Here is a 22,775-nt window from a genome sequence, read left to right on the forward strand (position 1 = left end):
CATCTGCATGCGCGTTTGCCACCGTGCACCTAGTCGCAATAGCAGAAGCCATAGACGGCACCGATCTTCGCAATGTGAATATCCGCACTGGTCTTTCGCGACGAGGTGTCTGCGTTCGACCTGAAAATGGTCGTGGTGCCCAGGGTCTGCGTGCTCGAGCTGGTCCGTGTCTCGTTGCGGTCGATGTCGAAGTGCATGTAGCGATATTCGCCGCGCAATGACCATCGCTGCGTCAGCTTGAACTCGCCGCCCGCGCCGGCCGTATAACCCGCCACCCACTTGCCGTTGGGCCCTTCGAAATTGCCGGGATCGGGAAAAGTGAAATGGCCCAGCGCCAGGCCGCCGAGACCGTAAAGCATCAAGTTCGGGGTCACGAGATAGCCGGCCCGGCCGATCACGCCGACGTTCGAGCGCAATTGCTCGCTGGCCTGCATCGCCACCTGATTGACACCTGTCGTCACGACACCGTTGGAAACTTGCCGGGTATTCCTCGTTTGCTCGCCGACCGTCTTGAACGCGACATCGGAGAACAGCGTGCCTTCGATCTGACCGCCGGCCACGACATTGCCGGCTCGCCAATTGTAGCCTGCGAACAGGTCGACCATCGAGCCCATCGTGTCGCCGACGGCATTGCCGCGGGTCGTCGTGCTGACGACGCCATTCGTTGTTAGCACGGCGCCATTGAAATTCTGCTGCGCGGAGTCGGCCGTCGCGGCGAGGTTCTGTCGGGCGCGGCCTGCGCCGGCAGCGAAATAGGCGCCGAGATAGGGGCCCGCCCAGTGGTCGCTGGGCGCGCCAGGCATCGCGGCCATGGCCGAACGCGGTCCGCCTTCACCGAACCGGTAGACCATGCCGATCTTCCCGGTGTGGAAATCGGCATTGATCTGACGATGGGTGCTGTCGGTGGACACAGAGGTCCTGGAGGATCCGGTCGATTGCGAGTTCGATGCGAATTTGCTGGATTCGTCGCGGTCGAAGCCGTAATGCGCATAGCGATACTCGCCACGCAGCGACCAATGGCCTGTCAGCTTCACTTCGCCGCCGGCGCCCAATGTGTAGCCGGCCACCCACTTGCCGCTGGAATCGCCGCGGCTGAAGTCCCCGTCTGCGTTAGTGAAATGCCCCAGCGCCAGACCCCCGAGGCCGTAGAGCAGCACGTTCGGTGTCAACAGATAACCGGCCTGGCCGATCACGCCGACATTCGAACGCAGCTGCTGCTGAGCCTGGCTCGCAGCGGTTTGCGAGCCCGAGAACCGCGAGGTGACAGCTCCGTTCGAGGTGTCGACTGAGGTGAATGTCTGAGGACCGATGGTGTTGAACGTAACGTCGGAGAACACCGAGCCTTCGATCTGCCCGCCGGCCACGACATTGCCGGCGCGCCAATTGTAGCCCGCGAAAAGATCGACCATCGAGCCCGTCACGTCCCCGACGGGACGGCCGCGCGCCGATTCAGTGCTGGTGGAGGTCGTGGTCCCGACGCTGGTGGTCGTGCTGGTCCTGCTGTTGTTCGTTGCGATGGTTTCCGCCGCACGTCCGGCACCGGCACCAAAATAGGCACCGATATAGGGTCCCGCCCAGCCGTCGCTCCAGGCCGGGCCCGGCGGTGCCGCCATCGCCGACCGCGCGCCTGACGCGCCGAATTGGTAAACCAGTCCAACCTTGCCGACGTGGAAATCGGCATCGATATGCCGCCGGTGGACGGTGCTGTTGGTGGACGTGTTGGTGCCGCCGCCCGATACGGACGTCGACGAGTTGCCTGACGGCTCGTTACGGTCATATCCGAAATGCATGTAGCGGTATTCGCCGCGCAGCGACCAGCTGTCCGTCAGCTTGACCTCGCCGCCCGCGCCCGCGACATAACCGGCCACCCATTTGCCGTTCTTGTCGCTGACCTGCGCTTCCGGGTCGGGATAATTGTCGGGATAGGTCAGGTGCCCCAGCGCCAGGCCTCCGAGGCCGTACAGCAGCACATTCGGTGTCACCAGATAACCGGCCCGGCCGATCACGCCGACGTTCGAGCGCAATTGCTGCCGGTCCTCGATGCTGTTCGTCCCCGATTCTGTCGAGGTGACGACGCCGTTGTCGCTCGACACCGAGCTGTATGCCTCGTTGCCGACCATCCTTGTGGTGACGTCGCTGAACAGGGTGCCTTCGATCTGCCCGCCGACCACGACATTGCCGGTTCGCCAATTGTAGCCCGCGAACAGATCGACCATCGAACCGGTCATGTCGCCGGCGAGATTGCCGAATCCTGATCGCGTGAACGCCGACGACCCGCCGAGACTGCTGGCATTGCCTTCGTCGTCGATTCTCGTGGAGGTCTGCCTTGCCCGCCCGGCGCCGGCGCTGACGTAAGCACCGATATAGGGGCCGGCCCAGCTGTCACCCCAGGCGCCTGCGAATGAAGACCCGCGTGCTGCCGAAGGTATCGCCGCCATTGCGGACAGCGGCCCGGAATCACCGAATTGGTAGACCAGACCGATCTTGGCCAGGTGGAAATCAGCATTTATGCGTGACGAAAAGGATTGACTGCTAGTCGAGACGGACGTGGTTGCGCCCGTCGCCGAGCTGGCCGTTGAGCTGGCGGCTGCGCTCCGGTTGAAGCCAAAGTTCAGATACCGATACTCGCCGCGCAGCGACCAATTGCCGGTCAGCTTCAGCTCGCCGCCGGCGCCGACCGTGTAGCCGGCAACCCATTTGTTGTTGTCACCGCCGAAAGGATCGGCGCCGTCGGCAAAGGTAAAGTGACCGAGCTCGAGGCCGCCGAGGCCATACAGCAGCAGATCCGGACGCGCGAGAAAACCGACCCGGCCGATCAGCCCGACCCGCGAGCGCAGCTGCTGGTTGCTCTGCACGATCGCGGTGCGGGCACCCGTCGAGGTCACCGCCCCGAGCAGCACGTTGGTGCTGACGCTGTTGAGTGTCTCGTTGCCGAACGGCTTCAACGCGACATCGGAAAAGACCGTGCCTTCGACCTGCCCGCCCGCCACGATACTCCCGGCCTGCCAATTATACCCCGCGAACAGATCGACCATCGAACCGGTCACATCGCCCGCAAGATTGCTCGCGGTCGTTCCGACCAAGGTCGAGCTCGACGTCACAACGCCGGCGTTTGTCGAGACAGAACTGTTACCGAAACGGCCCGTCGAGGATTCCGTCACACGTCCGGCACCCGCGCCGAAATAGGCGCCGATATAAGGCCCCGCCCAGCTATCCACCCAAGCGGGTCGGGGTGGCGCCTTCACAGAGAGGTCGGCGGCCAGAGCTCCTGCAGAAACCATGATCGAGGCGCCAGCCAATGAAGCGCCCGTCAGTGATGTCAGCTTTTTCACTCCACCCCCCAATTCCAAAGCAGGCGCTCCAAAACCACAGGAACGCGCCCCGTCAAAAGGCGTAGCGCACCACGCCCTTGCCGCCGTCGTTTGATGGCTAAGTTACTGACACGTCATGGCCATCGGCTTCTTGTCCTGGCCTGCACCCGAGTTGAACGATTCCGCATCGCCTGCCCTTTTCGGAATCCATGTTGCTCGGTGGATACATTCGCCCGTTCAAAGCATGACGAAGTTTGACAGCGGCGCGCTCGACTTAGACTGGCGCGCGCAGCCAATTGGTTCTCGCAGAGAATGCGGCGCTTTACCGCACACGTAGCGCTTGCGCCGCGATAAACTCTGCGGCGGTATCAAGTTACACCTGAACTTTGCCGTGCAACGATGTCCAAGGTCGTATTCGCTTCGGATCAGCTTCCCGCGCATCTTGACGAAGGTGCGCGCCAGCGGCTGTGGCTCGACCTGTTCACCGACCATTTGTGCGCGGCGGACATTTCGTTCTTTCCCGATGCGCCGTTTTACTCGCGGTCCGAATTCCTGAAACTCGGCGATATCGCGGTCACCCAGCTTGAGGCTAATATTCAGACGGCAGTTCGTACCCAGCGTCACGTCGAAGCCGATACCCGCGGCGACTACATCATCGGCACCACGTTCAACGGTGTGAGTACGCTGATCAGGCAGGAAGGCCGCGAAGCCATTCGCGGCGCGGGGGAGGCGATGCTCTATACCAACGCCGCGCCGATCGCGTCGCAACTTGATGGGCCGATCGCCTTTCGCGGCATCACCGTGCCGCGCGCGCTGCTGGCCGAGCGGCTGCCGAATTTCGAGGACCTTGCCTTGACGCCGTTGGCTGCATCGCCCGCCTTGCGTCACCTGGAGCGCTATCTCGCCATCGTCATCGACTCCGACATCGATGCCGACCTCGTGCTGAAGGAGAACATCGGCACGCATCTCATCGATCTGGTCGCGCTGGCCCTCGGCGCCCGCGGCGATTCAGCCGAGCTTGCGACGCGGCGCGGGTTGCGTGCCGCGCGGCTGCAGGACGTGATCGCAGATATCAGGGGGCGTTTCGCTGATCCGTCGTTTTCGCCGAGCGAACTTGCACGCAAGTTAGGGCTTTCGCCGCGTTACGTCCAGGAACTGCTGCAGGAGACCGGATCGAGCTTTACCGAACGTGTCACCGAGCTGCGGTTGCAGAAGGCACGGAAGATGCTGCTCGATTCCCGCTACAACCGATCGAAGATCAGCGATATCGCCTATGCCTGCGGATTCAACGAGGTGTCCTACTTCAACCGCTGTTTCCGCCGCCGCTTCGGAACTTCGCCGAGGCATTATCGGCGCGATGTCGGCGAGCCGATGTGATCGGACGCGCAGTCCGGCGCTCCGCTGGGCTCGCGTCCACCACGCACCATGATAGCCTCCGATCGCGTCGTGGCTGCGGCTTGCCAGGCGGAGACACCTTGCCGCCCCTGTTGGTGTTGAGGCAAAATGTCCGCAAGAAAGTCAGGGCTATCGCATATGACTAGTGGCGGCCTGCGCGCACTCCGCCCTCATCCTGAGAGCCCGCCTAAAGCGGGCGTCTCGAAGGATGGCAGCAAGGAGAAGCTTTCAAATGCGGTAGCCCCGCGCAAGGCAGGGAGGTCAGCATGTCACTGCTCGGCAAGGCCGCCGTCGCGATGTGGTGGAGTGTCCGCCCGGAGCAGCGCAGCGAGTTCGGTGACTGGCATTCGCACGAGCACTTTCCCGAGCGGATGAGCATTCCCGGCTTTCGCCGGGGTTCGCGCTGGACCAGCGCGACGGATGCCGAGGGCTTCTTCGTGCTCTACGAGCTCGAGCACTACGACGTCCTTACGTCGAAGGGATATCTCGACCGGCTCAATGCGCCGACGCCGTGGTCGACGAAGATGATGCCACATCATCTCGGCATGGTGCGCAGCCAGTGCCGGATCGCCGCGAGCTTTGGCGGCGGCATCGCAGGCGCGCTCGCCACCATCAGGCTGTCGCCGCTCAACGGACGGGCCGCCGAGCTGCAGGCGCGCCTTCTCGATACGCTTGGCGCTCTCGCCTCCAAGCCGGGGCTGACGGGCGCCCACCTCCTCCTGACCGATACGCCCAAGACGAGTTCGCCCACCACTGAACAGCAAATCCGCGGCAATGACGGTGCCGCCGACTGGATCATTCTGGTGTCAGGTTACGATATCGATGCGGTTGACGCTGTCATCGCCGGACAGCTCTCGCCGCCATCGCTTCAAAGAGCGGGCGCGCAGGATGGTCCGACGCCAGGTCGTTACAGATTGGCGTTCACAATGACACCGAATGACGTTGGGGCCTAGGCCGAGCCGATCAAAGAGAGCGCCGCTGCTCCGCAAAGAACTTCCTTGCCGCGGCTTGAAGTTTGCGCCCATCGTTTGGTCGTAGACCGACAATGAGCGCCTCCTGAACTCATTTGGGCGTCGAGCTCTTCTTGGAGGATTGTCCGCCAGGGGTGCTGCTGCCCGAGCCGTCCGTGGTGCCGGTCGACGAGGTCCCGGTCGTCATGCCGCCTTTGGTTTTGTCATTGTTCTTCGTGGTGTCGCTTGTTCCGCCCACCCCGGATTGCGCGCCTCCCTGTTGCTGACTGGGTTGCGCCATTGCGGTGGATCCCATCATCGAGGCGATCACTGCGCCCAGCATGAGCTTCTTGATCATCTGACTGTCTCCTGTTCTGACTGCCAACAACAAGCCGATACGCTCCGTGTTCCTCACGTGCGCGGTTAAACCAGGAGAGAGCTTCTGCGCTCTGCGGTCCCTGCGCAGGCAGGGTTCTCGCATATGAGGGTTCGCGGTCCCGGCACCCGCGACAAAAAATCCGCAAAGTCCTGTCGGATCAGCGACGTCCCGGTCGTCCTCGTGACATGAATGGGCCATAGAGGCCAGCTCGGGCCCATCAACACTGAGGATAACAACCATGCCCAATACCGTCCGCCTGCACCGCGTTCTCGCCACCAGCCCGGAGAAAGTCTATCGCGCCTTCCTGGAAGCCGACGCGATGGCGAAATGGCTTCCGCCGAACGGCTTTACCTGCACCGTGCATCATTTCGAGCCCAAGGTCGGCGGCACGTTCAAGATGTCGTTCCGGAACTTCACGACGGGCAACAGCCATTCGTTCGGCGGCGAATATCTCGAGCTCGTGCCGGGCGAACGTCTCCGCTACACCGACAGATTTGACGATCCCAACCTGCCCGGCGAAATCCAGGTGACCGTGATCCTGAAGAAAGTCTCGGTCGGCACCGAGATCGACATCACGCAGGCCGGTATCCCCGACGTCATTCCACCGGAGGCGTGCTATCTCGGCTGGCAGGAATCGCTGCGTAATCTGGCCAGGCTCGTCGAGCCGGAGATCAATGAATAGGGTCAGTATCTTAGGGTGGGCAAAGCGACTTGTCCGCCGTAGCTCGACGAGCGAAGGCGGAAGCGTGCCCACCAACGGTCTCTCAACCTCGCAAAGATGGTGGGCACGGCGCGCGAAGAGCGCGTCTTTGCCCACCCAACGGCACTTGCCAGATGGCGCGCACGGCGGAGCGCGCCTTTGCCCACGCGGCGGCACTGGTGTGCGGTCTTGATATGCATCAAGCCGTCAAGACGGCGAAGCGGCTAGGAGCAGAAGTCTTCCCTGCGCGCGTCGGAGGCGAAATGATGCGATCTGCTGTCGAATGGTTGATCATTGCCGGTGTTGCCGCCGGTTTCGTCACCGCGGCCAAGGGCGAAGACGTCGATATCGGCAAGGCGGAATTTCAGTCTTCCTGCGCGAGCTGTCATGGCGCCGATGCGAGGGGCAGCGGACCCGTCAGCAGCCAGCTCAAGACCCGGCCTTCCGACTTGACCATGTTGACCAGGAACAACAACGGGGTGTTTCCCACCAACGCCGTTTACGAAACCATATACGGATCGAAATCGGTCCCGGCGCACGGCACCCGTGAAATGCCGATCTGGGGCGAGCGGTTCAACCCCATCGTCAACCTGCCTCACGCCGTCGATTCCTATTATTGGCAAAAGGCAGGGCCGCAGCAGAACCCGGAGGTCGTCGTGCGGACTCGCATTCTCGCGGTGATCGACTACCTGAACCGAATTCAGCAGAAATAGCGATCGAACAGCGTCGCCGCACAGACACCGAACGCCGCCTGCTATGCCTTCGCGGCAGGCCCTCCGCCTGCCGTCCAGCGCTCGGGATCCGGACTGTGCCCGATCAGCGCCAGGCCATAGGCGATCGACTCGAACTGGTCGCCGGACATCAGGCGCTCGTTGCCGAAGCGGTCAGCGAACAATTTTCGGACCGCAGGCACAAACGAGGTGCCGCCGGTCAGAAACACCTTCTCCACCTCGCGCGAGGCGATGCGGGCCTCGGCCAGCACCTTGTCGACGGTGGCACCCAGCCGGGCGATGTCGTCGGCAATCCAGGCTTCGAATTTCTTCCGCGTGATGGCCGCGCCGATGTCGACGCCGCCGCCCCTAAAGCGGAAGTCCACCTCGTCCTGCGCCGAGAGCGCCACCTTGGCGTCGGACACCGCGCGGTAAAGCGCAAAGCCGAGGTCGAGATCGACGATAGTGATGAAGTCCTCGAGCAGCTCGGGCTTCAGCGCGGTGCGCGCGAGCTCGCGGAGCTCGCGCAGATCGCCGTTGCTCTTCATCATCGCGAGCTGATGCCAGCGCGCCAGGTTCGTGTAGTGCCCGGTCGGGACCGGCAGCACCTTGTCGAACGAGCGGAAGCTGGAGCCCTTGCCGAGCCGCGGCGACACGATGTGGTCGACGATGCGATAGTCGAAGGTGTCGCCGGCAACGCCGATGCCGGCATGGCCGAGCGGCTCGGCGCGAAGAACGCCGCCCGTACGCGAGAAACGCATCACGGAAAAGTCGCTGGTGCCGCCGCCGAAATCGGCCACCAGCACGGTGGCATCGCGCTCCAGCCTGCGGGCAAACGAGAATGCCGCGCCCACGGGCTCGTAGACATAGCGCGCGTGGCCGGCGCCCAAGCGCTCGAACGCGGCGCGGTAGCGCTGCATCGCCAGCGCCTCGTCGGGATTGCCGCCGGCAAAGCGCACAGGGCGGCCGACCGTGATGTTCGCCGCCTCGAAGCCGAACTTGTCCCCGCCATGGCGCGCCAGCGTGCGCAGGAACGCCGCCAGGATGTCCTCGAATTTGTAGCGCTGCCGGAAGACTTGCGTGGTGTTGAAGCTCGAGCTCGCTGCGAAGGTCTTGAACGATTGCAGGAAGCGGTAGACGTGGCGTCCTTCGAGAAACTGCTCGATCGCCCATGGCCCGCCCTCGGCCTGGGCACCGGCGCCCGGCCGGTCCTCCCAGAAGCACAGGGCCGACACGTAGACGCTGTGGCGCTGCCCGCCATGGTCGAAGCGAATGGCTTCGACCCGGCGGTCGTCCGCCGCCAGCGCAACAACCGTGTTGCTCGTGCCAAAATCGATGCCGATCGAGACGGCGGGCGAGGCGCTCGACATGAACCACTCTGAATGATGCTTGGAAAGGGGGCAGAGCACTAACGGCTTTGCCGTCCCCTTGCAAGACCTGGTCCGAGATGGTCGAGCCCGGACCTCACGTCGCGTGGCTGGCAGGCACGTCGATCAGTTGGACTGATCGCCTCGACGCCAGGCCGGAAACGGATCGGCGAGAGCGGACCATGCGGCGATGTCCATGGTGGACGTATCAGGGACAAGGCATGCGTCCAGCCTGCCACGGATCTCGGCCTCGTCCATGCCGGTGCCGATGAAAACGATCTCCTGGCGACGATCGCCGTACAGCTTGTCCCAATACTGGTCGAGCCGCTTGCGCCAGGCCTCATCGTTCGGCCACCGCTCCTTTGGAACGCTCGCCCACCAGAACCCCAGCGCTTCGGTCCTCACGATCGCTCCCGCCTGGCTGATCTCGCCGAGCCATTGCGGCCTCGTCGCCAGCCAGAAATGACCCTTCGCCCGGATCACGCCTGGCCAGGATGCCTTGACGAACTTGTCGAACTTCGCCGGATCGAACGGCCGGCGGGCGCGGTAGACGAAGTTCTTCACGCCATGTTCCTGCGTTTCAGGCACGTGGTCGGCGAAACCATAGAGCTCCTTGTACCAGAGCGGATGCTGCTGGGCCTTCTCGAAGTCGAACCGGCCGGTGTTGAGCACGCGGTCGAACGGCACGCGGCTATGATTGGCCTCGATGATGTCGGCTTCGGGATTCAACGAGCGGATGATCTGCCGTGCCGCCTCGCGCTGTTGCGGCGAGGCATCGTCCACCTTGTTGAGGACGATCACGTCGGCGAACTCGATCTGCTCCACGAGGAGATCGACCAGCGTCCGCTTGTCGCCGTCCAGCGCCTCGCCGCGCTCGCCGAGGAACTCGGTCGAGGAATAGTCCTTCAGCAGGTTGGCGGCGTCGACCACCGTCACCATCGTGTCCAGGTGGGCGATATCGGAGAGGCTTTCGCCCTCTTCCGAGCGGAAATCGAACGTCGCTGCGACCGGGAGCGGCTCCGAAATGCCCGTCGATTCGATCAGCAGATAATCGAAGCGCCCGCTTTCGGCGAGCGCACGTACTTCCCTCAGGAGATCGTCGCGCAGGGTGCAGCAGATGCAACCGTTGGTCATCTCCACCAGTTTCTCATCAGTCCGCGAGAGGTTGGCACCACCATCGCGGACCAGGTCCGCATCGATGTTCACCTCGCTCATGTCGTTCACGATTACCGCCACTTTCAAGCCGTGCCGATTGTTCAGGACGTGATTCAGCAAAGTGGTCTTTCCAGCCCCGAGGAAGCCGGACAAGACGGTAACGGGGAGTTTGGGCATGGAGATCGAACAGCCTCTTGAGGGGGATGGGCCGAGGACGACGAGACACGGCATCTCACTATGTAATGTTATAACATTACATTCGCTATACGACCTGACCCTGTCAAGGCGCTCGGTTCACCGCCGATGCCGCAATGCGGAAGAAAGAATGCTGCTATGCAAACAAGAGCATGGACGCTGGCATCTGGCATACATAGATTGTTCCCAGAAATGAGACAGCAAGACTGACTGTTCTCAAGAAAGGGATTTCCGATGTCCAAGACCGCTTCCGTCGCTCTTGCGCCCTCCTCCTCGCTGTTCGCCCGCCTGATGGCCGCGATCGACGGCTTGCTGCTGGCGAGCGCCGAAATCTCCAATCGCAACGGGGACTTGCCGCGTTTCGGCCTGTAAGAAGGCCTTCGCTGCCTCACCGAACGGGCGACGGCACAGAAGCCAAAAACACGGTATTTGACCAAATGGCCCCGCCTGTCGGGGCCATTTCTGTTTGGCAGCGCCCTCCCTCGCAGGCGAGCGGAACTGCGACGATTGGTCCGCCGAGGCCAACCGACGATTCCGGTTGTTTGTCTACTGGCATTTCGCATACCATCCATTCAAACAAGAATGGTTGCACGATTCAAAAGTGTAAGGACGGGGAAGCGTAACGCAGGACGGAAGGCCGAGTGGCAAGTTTTGCCGCGCCCTTGGCGAAGCCTTAGCCGAAAGATGCGGATGCCGCGCGTTATCCCTGCTCATACAGTTTCTATCGGGACTGCCATGGGTGCTAGACCGCAAGGGTAATCCCGGGGCATGTGACTCGGGATGGGCTAACGCAAGCCGACAAAGAGCGGCTGCGTTGAGGGTTCGACAGGGAGTGAACAAGATGAAGCCATTCGTTCTGAATGTCGCGTTGGCGGCAATGGTGATGTCGTGCGCGAGCAGCACCGCTAGCCGTGCCGCCTGGGAGCCGGTCCGTCCGGTCGAGTTCATCGTGCCCGCGGGCACAGGCGGCGGCGCCGACCAGATGGCGCGCACCATCCAGGGCATCGTCACCAAGCACAATCTGATGAAGCAGCCGCTGGTCGTCATCAACAAGGCCGGTGGCGCAGGCGGTGAAGGCTTCCTCGATGTGAAGACGTCGGCGAACAATCCGCACAAGATCATCATCACGCTGTCGAACCTGTTCACGACGCCGCTGGCGACGGGCATCCCCTTCAACTGGAAGGATTTGACTCCGGTTGCGATGCTCGCGCTCGACGAGTTCGTGCTTTGGGTGAATGCCGAGAAGCCGTACAGCTCCGTGAAAGACTATGTCGAGGCCGCGAAGAAGGCACCAAGCGGCACGTTCAAGATGGGCGGCACTGGATCCAAGCAGGAAGACCAGATCATCACGGTCGGGATCGAGAAGGCCATCGACGCCAAGTTCACCTACATTCCCTACAAGGGCGGCGGCGAAGTCGCGGTGCAGCTGGTCGGCAACCACGTCGATTCGACCGTCAACAACCCGATCGAGGCGGTCGCGCAATGGCGCGGCGGCAAGCTCCGTCCGCTCTGCGTGTTCGACGCCCAGCCGATGGCCTATGACGAGCCGATCGCCGACGGCAAGGCCTGGAAGGACATTCCGACCTGCAAGTCGCAGGGCCTTGCGATGGAATATCTCATGCTGCGCGGTATCTTCATGTCGCCCAAGGCCACGAAGGACCAGGTCGAATATTACGTCGAGCTGTTCAAGAAGGTCCGCGCCACGCCGGAGTGGCAGGAGTTCATGAAGAGCGGCGCCTTCAACACGACCTTCCTGACCGGCGCCGATTACGCCAAGTGGATCGAGGCGGAGGAGAAGCGGCACGAAAGCCTGATGAAGGAAGCCGGCTTCCTCGCATCGAATTGAGCCTGGCATCGATGACGGCCGAGGATGCTGTGCGTCCTCGCGCCGGCAGCGACTGCGAAAGACTGCATTTCCGCCTGGAGGCCTCATGACTGAACGATCCCGAGCCGAATCCGGCCCCGCCCACAAGACGCTGGAAATCGGCATGGGGCTGCTGATCGGCGTGTTCGGCCTCATCGTGATCTTCGGCAGCCTCAAGGCCGGCATCAATTGGGGCCCGGAGGGGCCGCGCGCCGGATTTTTCCCGTTCTATATCGGCGCGGCCATCGTCGCGGCGAGTGCGATCAACGTCTGGAACGCGCAGCGCGACGACGACGGACGGTTGTTCGCCGAATGGGGGCAGCTGCGCCAGGTCATGAGCGTCGTGGTGCCGACCGCCATCTACGTCGGCACAATGCCGTTCATCGGCCTTTACGTCGGCTCAATGCTCTTCATCGCCTGGTTCATGCGCTGGCTCGGCGGCTATCGCTGGCTGACCGTCGCAGCGGTGGCGGTCGGCATGCCGGTCGTGACTTACCTCGTTTTCGAGCGCTGGTTCCTCGTCCCTCTGCCCAAGGGGCCGCTCGAGGAATGGCTCGGCCTGTGAGACCCATCCACCCATTCAATTGCTGCTGCAGGACGTTTTGACATGGAAGAGTTGGCCAATCTGTTTCACGGCTTCGCGGTCGCCCTGCAGCCCTACAACATCATGCTGATGGTGATCGGCATCACGCTCGGCGTCCTCATCGGCGTGCTGCCGGGGCTCGGGGGCGCCAACGGCGTCGCGATCCTGCTTCCGCTGACCTTCAGCATGCCGCCGACATCGGCCATCATCATGCTGTCCTGCATCTATTGGGGCGCATTGTTCGGGGGAGCCATCACCTCGATCCTGTTCAACATCCCTGGCGAGCCATGGTCGGTGGCGACCACCTTCGACGGCTATCCGATGGCCCAGCAGGGCAAGCCCGGCGAGGCCCTGACGGCGGCCTTTACCTCCTCCTTCGTCGGCGCGCTGTTTGCCGTCGTCATGATCACGCTGGTTGCGCCGCTCGTCGCGGGCTTTGCGCTTCGATTTGGGCCGGCGGAGAAGTTCGCGGTGTATTTCCTCGCCTTCTGCTCCTTCGTCGGCCTCAGCAAGGAGCCGCCGTTCAAGACCATCGCCGCAATGATGATCGGCTTTGCGCTCGCGGCGGTCGGGCTGGACTCGATCACCGGACAATTGCGGCTGACCTTCGGCATCACCGAACTGCTCAACGGCTTCGACTTCCTGATCGCCGTGATCGGCCTGTTCGGCATCGGCGAGATCCTGCTGACCATGGAGGAAGGGCTCGCCTTCCGCGGCGGCAAAGCCAGCATCAACCTTCGTGTCGTGCTCCAGACCTGGCGCGAGTTGCCCGCCTATTGGATGACATCGCTGCGGTCCTGCCTGATCGGCTGTTGGATGGGCGTCACCCCGGCCGGCGCGACGCCTGCTTCCTTCATGAGCTACGGCATCGCCAAGCGGCTGGCGCGACGCGGCAACAATTTCGGCAAGGGCGAGGTCGAGGGCGTGATCGCGCCGGAGACGGCCGCACACGCCGCCGGCACCGCGGCGCTGCTGCCGATGCTGTCGCTCGGCGTGCCGGGCTCGCCGACCGCCGCCGTGCTGCTCGGCGGCCTCTTGATCTGGGGCCTGCAGCCTGGCCCGATGCTGTTCGTCGAGCAGAAGGAATTCGTCTGGGGCCTGATCGCCTCGATGTATCTCGGCAATCTCGTCGGGCTCATCGTCGTACTCACCTGCGTGCCGATCTTCGCCGCGATCCTGCGCGTACCCTTCGGCATCATCGCGCCGTTGATCCTGGTGCTCTGCGCGATCGGCGCCTATTCGGTGCACAACAGCACCTTCGACGTGATGCTGATGTTGGTGTTCGGCGTGATCGGCTATCTCCTGAAGAAGTGCAATTACCCGCTCGCGCCGCTGGTGCTCGCCATCGTGCTCGGCGACAAGGCCGAGGAAGCCTTCCGACAATCGCTGCTGGGCTCGCAAGGATCGCTCGGGGTGCTCTTCTCCAACGGCCTCGTCAGCACCATCATGGCGCTCGGCTTGGTCGCCCTGTTCTGGTCCGCGATCCAGGAAGGCTACAGCCGGCTGCGCACGTCGATGGCGTGAGGCGGGATCTGCGCAATCCGCATCGGTACCGACGCCAAATTGCCGCACTCCAGACTTCTGGAATATAGAATTCCAGAGATTGCGCCGTCCCCGCCGACGGCGCCTCGGCGCACGCGACCAATGCAGGCCTGCAAGAACGCCAAGTGCATAGGCTTTCAACAACGCCCCGCGACGTCGCCGATCCGAGATAAAGCGCTGTAAAAACAGCCTCTTAGCTTTAATCAACTGCAATCGCCGCCATCACGCCGACGCGATCGGGCTTTACATTTCCGCGCTCATAGCGCATGTGAACAAGCCCGCGCTATTTCGCCGCACCCTTCCGTCCTCGCTTGAATCTTGGCATATTGCATACCAGAGTGCGCGCCAGCGCATGCATAAAAATGATGGGCGCGTTTGGGAGGGTTTTTGATGACGGACATGGTGCAGTCGGCAGCAGCGGCCCCGAGTGCCGCGCGCGTAAGCGATGCCTATCGCTGGGCGCAATTGGCGATCGGTGTGGCGGCGATGGTGATGATCGCCAACTACCAATATGGCTGGACGTTCTTCGTCCCCGACATCCAGAAGACGTTCGGCTGGGATCGTGCCTCGATCCAATGGGCCTTCACGCTCTTCGTGTTGTTCGAGACCTGGCTGGTGCCGGTTGAAGGATGGTTCGTCGACAAATACGGCCCGCGCATCGTGGTGCTGGTCGGCGGCGTGCTCTGCGCTATCGGCTGGGCGATCAACGCGCAGGCGACCTCGCTGAACGGCTACTATCTCGGCATGATCATCGCAGGCATCGGCGCCGGCGGCGTCTACGGCACCTGCGTCGGCAACGCGCTGAAATGGTTTCCGGACAAGCGCGGTCTTGCGGCCGGCATCACGGCGGCCGGCTTCGGGGCAGGCTCCGCGCTGACCGTGGCGCCGATCCAGGCCATGATCAAGGACAGCGGATTCCAGACCACCTTCCTCTATTTCGGCCTCGGGCAAGGCATCATCATCTGCCTCCTCGCCTTCTTCCTGCTCGCGCCGAAAGCGGGCCAGGTGCCGCACGTGGTGGCGAATGCCAATATCATCCAGACCCGGCGCAACTATCAGCCGACCGAAGTGCTGCGCCAGCCGATCTTCTGGCTGATGTACTTCATGTTCGTGATCGTCGGCGCGGGTGGACTGATGGTCACCGCGAACCTGAAGCCGATCGCGGTTGACTGGAAGGTCGACAGCGTCCCGGTCACGCTAATGGCGGTGACGATGACGGCGGTGACCTTCGCGGCCACGATCGACCGCGTGCTCAACGGCCTGACGCGTCCGTTCTTCGGCTGGATCTCCGACATGATCGGCCGCGAGAACACGATGTTCATCGCCTTCGGCATGGAAGGGTTCGGCATCTGGATGCTCTACCTCTGGGGTCACGATCCGGTCTGGTTCGTGCTGCTCTCGGGCTTCGTGTTCTTCGCCTGGGGTGAGATTTACTCGCTATTCCCCTCGACCTGCACCGACACGTTCGGCACCAAGTTCGCAACCACCAATGCCGGCCTGCTCTACACCGCGAAGGGCACCGCCGCGCTGCTGGTGCCGATCGCCAACTACATGCAGCAATCGTCGGGGACCTGGGACAGCGTGTTCATCATCGCGGCCGGCGCCAACATCCTGGCTTCGGTGCTGGCGATCGCGGTGCTCAAGCCCTGGCGCAAGGTCGTGGTCGCGAAATCGACGATCTGACCGGCGATACAATTCAGCAAGCACGACGCCCGGCCTCACGGCCGGGCGTTTTTCTTTGGCGATCGTCGCATCGCCTCGCCGGGGCGCGGGCGGGGCCACCAAGAAGTGACAAGTTAGGGCTTGCAATCTGGAATATCGTATACCAAACTCCGCGTCGCGCCTGCGACGATAAGCCACAATACTCGCGACACCAGGTCGTCTTGCGATCCTGTGTCACGGACAATCAGGCGCTGGGAGGTTCTCGATGATTTCCAGCCCGGACGGCGCCGTCACCGCCGCGCCGCTTCGCACCGGTTTCCGCTGGCTCCAGCTCGGCATGGGCATCGTCTGCATGGCGATGATCGCCAATCTGCAGTATGGCTGGACGCTGTTCGTCGATCCAATCGATGCCGCCCACCACTGGGGGCGCACCGCGATCCAGCTCGCCTTCACCATCTTCGTCGTCACCGAGACCTGGCTGGTGCCAGTCGAGGCCTGGTTCGTCGACAAATACGGCCCACGCATCGTCATCATGTTCGGCGGCGTGATGATCGCACTGTCCTGGATCCTCAACGCCTCCGCTGACAGCCTTACCCTGCTCTATGCGGCGGCGATCGTCGGCGGCATGGGCGCGGGTGCCGTGTACGGCACCTGCGTCGGCAACGCGCTGAAATGGTTTCCCGACCGCCGCGGCCTCGCGGCGGGCGCGACCGCTGCCGGCTTCGGCGCAGGGGCCGCGATCACCATCGTGCCGATCGCGAGCATGATCGCCTCGAGCGGCTATCAGCACGCCTTCCTCAGCTTCGGCATCGCCCAGGGCCTCGTCGTGTTCGTGCTCGCCTTCTTCATCCAGCCGCCGCGCCTCTCCATTCCGCCGAAGAAGAAGCAGATCAACCTGCCGCAGACCAGGATCGATTTCACCCCGCCGCAAGTGCTGCGCAGCCCTGTTTTCTGGGCGATGTATCTCGTCTTCGTCATGGTCGCTTCCGGCGGGCTGATCACTGCGGCGCAGATCGCCCCGATCGCACACGACTTCGGGATTGCCAACACGCCGGTGACGCTCGCCGGCTTCCAGATGGCGGCGCTGACCTTCGCGATCTCGCTCGACCGCATCTTCGACGGATTCGGGCGACCCTTCTTCGGCTGGGTCTCCGACACGATCGGCCGCGAGCCCACCATGTTCATCGCCTTCGGCACCGCCGCCTTGATGCTGCTGACGCTCTCGGCCTATGGCCGGGTGCCTGTCGTCTTCGTGCTGGCGACCGCGGTGTATTTCGGCGTGTTCGGCGAGATCTATTCGCTGTTCCCCGCGACCTGCGGCGACACCTTCGGTGCGAAGTTCGCAACCACCAACAACGGCATGCTCTACACTGCGAAGGGCACGGCTTCCCTGCTCGTCCCGCTCGCGAGCGTGATCTCGACCGCCTATGGCTGGAAGGCCGTGTTCGTGCTGGCGGTGGCACTGAATGCCATGGCGGCGCTGATGGCGCTGCTCGTGATCAAGCCGCTGCGCCGCGCCTTCATCCACGGCCAGGAAGCCGAGCGCACGGACAAAGCGACCGGCACTGCCAAGACCGAGACGGCGTGAGCGGCTGAACCTTGCCGGCTTGCGAAGGGGCGCAGCGATGCGCCCCTTTCTTTTTGGGGCACGGCGATAATGTCAGTACGCCTGTCGCAAGATTTTTCGGATCCGCCAAATCCAGCGCTTGACGATTGGCATTATGTATACCACACTTCCTCACCACTCACCCAGGGAGGTTGCAATGCTGGTCGGAGACATTCTGCGCAAGAAGACGCCGCGCGTTGTCACGGTACGTATGAACGAAACGGTGGGGATCGCGGCCAAGCTGATGCGCGCCAACAATATCAGCGCGCTGGTGGTCAAGGATGTGGTCCGCTCCGAGGGCAACACCACGGTCGGCATGTTCACCGAGCGCGACGTAGTGCGCGCCGTCGCGGAGCACGGCGCGGGCGCCGTCAACGTCAAGGTCTCCCAGCTGGTCTCGGTGCAGCAGCTGGTGTCCTGCACCTCCACCGACACGATCGAGCACGTCCGGCATCTGATGAACCGTCATCACATCCGCCATCTGCCCGTGATCGACGATTACAGCCTCGTCTCCGTCATCAGCATGCGCGACATCGCCGCGGCGATGGACGAGGCGCTCAACGGCACGCCGCAAGCGGCGGCTTAAAGCATGATCCGGAAAAGCGCGCAGCGGTTTTCCGACAAGATCATGCTCAAACAATAGACTAAAGCGCATCGCGCTTTAGAGCGGCAAAACTTCCCCCTGCGACTGCCGGCCCCGGCTCGGATCCTTCCGAGCCGGACCGGATCTTTCGTCCCAAAATCCGTCTCTGCTCGCGAGGATTTCATGAAGATCTGCATCTACGGCGCCGGCGCGATCGGCGGATATCTCGGGGTTCAGCTCGCGCGCGCGGGCGCCGACGTCAGCCTGATCGCACGCGGCGCGCACCTTGCCGCCATGCGCGAGCGCGGCCTGACGCTGCTCGCGGGCGAGGAAAAGCACACCGTTCATCCGCGCTGCACCGATGACCCCACCGAGCTCGGCGTGCAGGACTTCATCATCATCACGCTGAAGGCCCATTCGATCACCGGCGTAATCGAAAAGATGCAGCCGCTGCTCGGGCCTCACACCCGCATCGTCACCGCCGTCAACGGCATTCCCTATTGGTACTTCTACAAGCACGGCGGCCAATACGAGAACTCGACGCTGGAGAGCATCGATCCCGGCGGCCGGCAGTGGGGTGAGCTGGGGGCCGAGCGCGCCATCGGCTGCATCGTCTATCCCGCCACCGAGATCGAGGCGCCCGGCGTGATCCGCCACGTCTACGGCAACAACTTTCCGCTCGGCGAGCCCTCGGGCGAGATCACCTCCGACGTGCAGCGCCTCGCCGATCTCTTCGCCGCCGCCGGCCTGAAGGCTCCCGTGCTCGACCGCATCCGCGACGAGATCTGGTTGAAGCTTTGGGGCAATGTCTGCTTCAACCCGATCAGCGCGCTGACCCACGCCACGCTGGACGTGATCTGCACCGATCCCGCCACGCGCGCGCTGTCGCGCGCGATCATGGTGGAGACGCAAGCCATCGCCGAGACCTTCGGCGTCAAGTTCCGCGTCGACGTCGAGCGCCGCATCGAGGGGGCGCGCAAGGTGGGCGCGCACAAGACCTCGATGCTGCAGGATCTCGAGCGCGGCCGCCCGATGGAGATCGATCCGCTCGTCACCGTGGTGCAGGAGATGGGCCGGCTCACCGGTATTCCGACGCCCGCGCTGGATTCGGTGCTGGCCATGGTGACGCAGCGCGCCCGCATCGCCGGCCTCTATGACGGCGTCTCGACACCGGCTGATTCGCGCGCACTGGCGGTGGCGTGATGACGAGCGTGACCAAATGGCTGCGCTTCCGCCATGCCGGGACGACGGGCTTCGGCACGCTGACGTCCTCCGGCATCACCGTGCACGAGGGCGACATGTTCGGTCGCAACGCCGCAACGGGCAAGATTTTGGCGCTCTCGGAGGTCGAGCTGCTTGCGCCCTGCGTGCCCAGCAAGATCGTCGCGCTCTGGAATAATTTCCACGCGCTCGCGGCCAAGCTGAACCAGCCTGAACCGCCGGAGCCGCTGTACCTGCTCAAGGCCACCACCAGCATCGCCGCACCCGGCGCCGTGATCCGCCGCCCCTCTTATTACGACGGCAAGACCACCTATGAGGGCGAGCTCGGCATTGTCATCGGCAGGACCTGCGCCCGTGTCTCGCCAGATGAGGCCGACGGCTTCATCTTCGGCTACACCTGCGTCAACGACATTACCGCCAACGACATCCTGACGCGCGACCCCACCTTCGCCCAATGGGCCCGCGCCAAGGGCATCGACGATTACGGCCCGTTCGGTCCCGTGATCGCGACCGGTCTCGATCCGGCAAAACTCACGGTTCGCACCATCCTCAACGGCGCGGAGCGGCAGAACTACCCGATCTCGGACATGATCTTCAGCGCGCAGGAGCTGGTGAGCAGGATCTCCCACGACATGACCCTCTCGCCCGGCGACCTCATCGCGGTCGGCACCTCGATCGGCGTCGGCGTGATGAAGGAGCCCGTCAACACGGTGACCGTCGCGATCGACGGCATCGGCGAGCTCACCAACGAATTTCGGCTGTAGACTTTTTCGCCGCCGCAGAGCAGCAAAATTGATCTGGCGCAAACCCGCCGTCGCGGCCAAGGCTACCCTCCCCGGCAAAAGATTGATTTCTGATGCAAGGGAGGACGCACATGTCGAATGCCGGCAACGCACTGCTGTGGACCGTGCTGTACTTCGCTCTCTCGTTCGCCGCGATCTTCGTGGTCTGGTTCGCCGATAGGATTCGGTCGAACTTGCTCGGGAAGCGATAGCCCCAGGGCACGTTGCTTCGTCCTAGCGCTGGCGGCTGGCCTGGTGCAAGCGGGCCGGCACAGGAACGTGGGCGCCACCTCGCATCTTCCCGCAGCGCCTGGCGTTGACGGAATCCCGGTGCTGCGCGCTCCCGGCAAGCCCAGCGGGCCCTGTCGGCACCAAGGGTCGGTCGCGCTCCGAAACATCCAGACACATCACATCTTCGCGCGCCCGAGCAATGCCGCCAACATGTCCCGTGCGCGCCGCAACTTGGACGCATTCGGCCGCCCTTTTGGGAGGCGTGTCTGGGGGCACGGCATGACCGTGTTTGGACCAAACCTTCTAGGGGTATCGCTGTGAAGAAGATTGTATTTGCTCTGGGTGCCACGCTTGCTTTTGCGACGGCTGCAAACGCTGCAGATCTGCCGCGCCGGCAGCCGGTGCCAGCCTATCCGGGCGAGCAGGCGCCAATCGGCAAGATGCCGATCGGCAAGAGCCCGATTGGAAAGGCCCCGATCGGCAAGGCGCCGGGCCCGGTCGCCGCGCGCTACTGACGCGCAGCGAAATACGCGTCAGACATTTGCGCTCGATGGCCGAGGGGGAATAGCGTGACGAACAAAGCTGGTCGATCGGGATCCTGCATCCTCGCGGGCTTCGCACTTGCAGCTATGCTCTCATGCACGACGCCCTCGGCCTCGGCCCATGAGACCGACAAGCAGACCGACAGGCGCGTTGCCGATGCGAACGCGCTTGCTACGACCGACACTGCCTCGCGGCCACAGCCGCAATCGACGCGGCGCTCCGTCGCGCGTGCGGAGAAAGGCCCCTATTACGTCGACTTCCGCGCCCGCACGGCTGCGAGCTGGGGCCATGCGTTCGTCTGGTACGGCAAGACCAGTGAGAAGGCCGTCGAGGTTGCGGGCCTGACACCGGCCGGCGATACGCTCGCTTACGTGCTCGGTCACATTACCTTTGTGCCATCCGAGACCGGCGCCAGCTATGGCGATCTCGATCCGGAATATCTGACCGCGAGCTATCGGGTCTATCTCAACGAAGCCGACGCCAAGCGCGTGTTCGCCTACATCAAGGAGTTGCAGGCCAGCTCTCCGGTCTGGAATGCCGAGACCATAAACTGTACCGGCTTCATCGGCGACATCGCGGAGTTCATGGGATTGAAGGTCCCACATCGCTGGCAGCGCCCGGAAAATTTCGTCAACAGCCTCAAGGAAATGAACGGCGGGCGGCAGATGGTGCGGCTGTCGGCGAAGTAGCTCTTCGCCCCATACTCGGTGTCATTGCCCGCGGAGGCGGGCAATCCAGTATTCCAGAGACTGCGAGGGTAGAGCCGAGAGGTCGCGGCGTACTGGATACCCCGCCTTCGCGGGGTATGACGGCGGAGTTTGAGGAAAGAGCTTGCCCTCATCAGGCAGCAGCGCACCCCAATTATCCGCCCCGCGGAATCTCCTCGCCTTCCGCATGGTCGCCCCGCCGGGCGGCGCAATAGACTTTTCCCACCCCCAGCGGCATCCTGCCGCCATCAACCGAGAACAAAGCGCCACGCGGGGCGCGGGGGAAACAGATCATGTTGCAGACACGGTTCACCAAGCTCGTCGGCGTCCAGCACCCGATCGTTCAGGGCGGCATGCAATGGGTCGGACGCGCCGAGCTGGTCGCAGCCGTCGCCAATGCCGGCGCGCTCGGCTTCATCACCGCGCTGACCCAGCCGACGCCGGAGGACCTGACCAAGGAGATCGCGCGCTGCCGCGACCTCACGGACAAGCCGTTCGGCGTCAACCTCACCATCCTGCCGGCGATCAAGCCGCCGCCCTATGCCGAATACCGCGCCGCGATTATCGAGAGCGGCATCAAGGTGGTCGAGACCGCCGGCAACAAGCCGCAGGAGCATGTCGACGAGTTCAAAAAGCACGGCGTCAAGGTCGTGCACAAATGCACCAGCGTCCGTCACGCGCTCTCGGCCGAGCGGATGGGCGTCGACGCCATCTCGATCGACGGCTTCGAATGCGCCGGCCATCCCGGCGAGGACGACACGCCCGGCCTGATCCTGATCCCGGCCGCCGCCGACAAGATCAAGATTCCGATGATCGCCTCGGGCGGCTTTGCCGATGGCCGCGGCCTGGTCGCGGCGCTGGCGCTGGGAGCCGAGGGCATCAACATGGGCACCCGTTTCATGGCCACCAAGGAGAGCCCGATCCATCAGCTCATCAAGGAGAAGATCGTCGCCAATGACGAGCGCGAGACCGAGCTGATCTTCCGCACCATGCGCAACACCTCGCGCGTGGCCAAGAACGCGGTCTCGACCAAGGTCGTCGCGATGGAGAAGGAAGGCGCCAAGTTCGAGGACATCCGCGAGCTCGTCGCCGGTGCCCGCGGCAAGATGGTCTATGCCACCGGCAATTCCGACGAAGGCATCTGGTCGGCCGGCCAGGTGCAGGGCCTGATCCAGGACATCCCGAGCTGTGCCGAGCTCGTCTCCCGCATCGTGCGCGAGGCGGAGGCGATCATTCGCAGCCGGCTCGAGGGGATGATCGTTCAGTCACAACGCGAAGCGGCGGAATAA

The 22,775-nt window shown here is 63.4% G+C and carries 20 protein-coding genes; 16 read left to right on the forward strand and 4 right to left on the reverse strand.

Translation table 11 applies throughout. The annotated features are described in order from the left end of the window. Positions 1-29 precede the first annotated feature (29 nt). Positions 30-3,332: an outer membrane beta-barrel protein gene (locus I6F33_RS20690; protein ID WP_225144010.1), complete on the reverse strand. Its 3,303-nt coding sequence runs from the start codon at positions 3,330-3,332 to the stop codon at positions 30-32. 378 nt (positions 3,333-3,710) lie between these two features. Here I6F33_RS20690 and I6F33_RS20695 point away from each other — a divergent pair, with 378 nt between their 5' ends. Next, the gene (locus tag I6F33_RS20695) at positions 3,711-4,688 is read left to right on the forward strand and encodes an AraC family transcriptional regulator (protein WP_109144350.1); all 978 of its coding nucleotides are present in this window, start codon (positions 3,711-3,713) and stop codon (positions 4,686-4,688) included. A gap of 284 nt (positions 4,689-4,972) precedes the next feature. Next, on the forward strand, positions 4,973-5,659 hold the full coding sequence (locus tag I6F33_RS20700) for a hypothetical protein (protein ID WP_225144011.1): 687 nt from the start codon (positions 4,973-4,975) through the stop codon (positions 5,657-5,659). A gap of 109 nt (positions 5,660-5,768) precedes the next feature. Here I6F33_RS20700 and I6F33_RS20705 read toward each other — a convergent pair whose 3' ends face one another. Continuing rightward, positions 5,769-6,014: a hypothetical protein gene (locus tag I6F33_RS20705; protein WP_036005707.1), complete on the reverse strand. Its 246-nt coding sequence runs from the start codon at positions 6,012-6,014 to the stop codon at positions 5,769-5,771. Between the two features lie 259 nt (positions 6,015-6,273). Between I6F33_RS20705 and I6F33_RS20710 the strand changes: the two genes are divergently transcribed. Beyond that, on the forward strand, positions 6,274-6,717 hold the full coding sequence (locus I6F33_RS20710; RefSeq protein ID WP_036023321.1) for an SRPBCC family protein: 444 nt from the start codon (positions 6,274-6,276) through the stop codon (positions 6,715-6,717). Between the two features lie 152 nt (positions 6,718-6,869). After that, on the forward strand, positions 6,870-7,448 hold the full coding sequence (locus I6F33_RS20715) for a cytochrome c (RefSeq protein WP_225144012.1): 579 nt from the start codon (positions 6,870-6,872) through the stop codon (positions 7,446-7,448). A 41-nt stretch (positions 7,449-7,489) separates the two neighbouring features. On the opposite strand, the gene I6F33_RS20720 is transcribed toward I6F33_RS20715, so the two are convergent. Both I6F33_RS20720 and zigA read right to left on the reverse strand, forming a co-directional pair. Next, positions 7,490-8,815 (reverse strand): Hsp70 family protein, encoded by a 1,326-nt coding sequence (locus I6F33_RS20720; RefSeq protein ID WP_036023319.1) that lies wholly within the window; start codon positions 8,813-8,815, stop codon positions 7,490-7,492. Between the two features lie 123 nt (positions 8,816-8,938). Then, positions 8,939-10,144, reverse strand: coding sequence for a zinc metallochaperone GTPase ZigA (zigA, locus tag I6F33_RS20725; protein ID WP_225144013.1), 1,206 nt, complete (start codon positions 10,142-10,144; stop codon positions 8,939-8,941). A 252-nt stretch (positions 10,145-10,396) separates the two neighbouring features. Between zigA and I6F33_RS20730 the strand changes: the two genes are divergently transcribed. From I6F33_RS20730 to I6F33_RS20785, 12 genes are all read left to right on the forward strand, one after another. Further along, positions 10,397-10,534 carry a hypothetical protein gene (locus tag I6F33_RS20730; RefSeq protein ID WP_167361641.1) on the forward strand — a complete coding sequence of 46 codons (138 nt, stop codon included), beginning with the start codon at positions 10,397-10,399 and terminating at the stop codon, positions 10,532-10,534. A gap of 469 nt (positions 10,535-11,003) precedes the next feature. Beyond that, complete coding sequence (locus tag I6F33_RS20735) at positions 11,004-12,008, forward strand: tripartite tricarboxylate transporter substrate binding protein (protein WP_036023325.1); 1,005 nt, start codon at positions 11,004-11,006, stop codon at positions 12,006-12,008. A gap of 85 nt (positions 12,009-12,093) precedes the next feature. After that, entirely contained in the window at positions 12,094-12,591 is a 498-nt protein-coding gene (locus tag I6F33_RS20740; protein WP_036005718.1) for a tripartite tricarboxylate transporter TctB family protein, read from the forward strand. A gap of 42 nt (positions 12,592-12,633) precedes the next feature. Then, a complete protein-coding gene (locus I6F33_RS20745; RefSeq protein ID WP_225144014.1) occupies positions 12,634-14,133 on the forward strand; it encodes a tripartite tricarboxylate transporter permease in 1,500 nt (499 codons plus the stop codon). A 408-nt stretch (positions 14,134-14,541) separates the two neighbouring features. Beyond that, positions 14,542-15,834 carry an oxalate/formate MFS antiporter gene (gene oxlT, locus I6F33_RS20750; RefSeq protein ID WP_225144015.1) on the forward strand — a complete coding sequence of 431 codons (1,293 nt, stop codon included), beginning with the start codon at positions 14,542-14,544 and terminating at the stop codon, positions 15,832-15,834. Positions 15,835-16,078: 244 nt separating this feature from the next. Next, on the forward strand, positions 16,079-17,401 hold the full coding sequence (gene oxlT / locus I6F33_RS20755) for an oxalate/formate MFS antiporter (protein WP_225144016.1): 1,323 nt from the start codon (positions 16,079-16,081) through the stop codon (positions 17,399-17,401). A 175-nt stretch (positions 17,402-17,576) separates the two neighbouring features. Next, positions 17,577-18,005, forward strand: coding sequence for a CBS domain-containing protein (locus I6F33_RS20760; RefSeq protein WP_225144017.1), 429 nt, complete (start codon positions 17,577-17,579; stop codon positions 18,003-18,005). 180 nt (positions 18,006-18,185) lie between these two features. Beyond that, a complete protein-coding gene (locus tag I6F33_RS20765; RefSeq protein WP_225144018.1) occupies positions 18,186-19,205 on the forward strand; it encodes a 2-dehydropantoate 2-reductase in 1,020 nt (339 codons plus the stop codon). Then, positions 19,205-19,987: a fumarylacetoacetate hydrolase family protein gene (locus tag I6F33_RS20770; RefSeq protein ID WP_225144019.1), complete on the forward strand. Its 783-nt coding sequence runs from the start codon at positions 19,205-19,207 to the stop codon at positions 19,985-19,987. The genes I6F33_RS20765 and I6F33_RS20770 overlap by 1 nt, the downstream gene beginning before the upstream one ends. Before the next feature lie 560 nt (positions 19,988-20,547). Further along, positions 20,548-20,751, forward strand: a complete 204-nt coding sequence (locus tag I6F33_RS20775) for a hypothetical protein (protein ID WP_036005927.1) — start codon at positions 20,548-20,550, stop codon at positions 20,749-20,751. Positions 20,752-20,805: 54 nt separating this feature from the next. Further along, on the forward strand, positions 20,806-21,468 hold the full coding sequence (locus I6F33_RS20780; protein WP_225144020.1) for a hypothetical protein: 663 nt from the start codon (positions 20,806-20,808) through the stop codon (positions 21,466-21,468). Between the two features lie 311 nt (positions 21,469-21,779). Beyond that, positions 21,780-22,775 (forward strand): nitronate monooxygenase family protein, encoded by a 996-nt coding sequence (locus tag I6F33_RS20785; RefSeq protein ID WP_225111760.1) that lies wholly within the window; start codon positions 21,780-21,782, stop codon positions 22,773-22,775.

It is taken from the genome of Bradyrhizobium sp. BRP20 (assembly GCF_020194215.1).
Taxonomy (GTDB): domain Bacteria; phylum Pseudomonadota; class Alphaproteobacteria; order Rhizobiales; family Xanthobacteraceae; genus Bradyrhizobium; species Bradyrhizobium yuanmingense.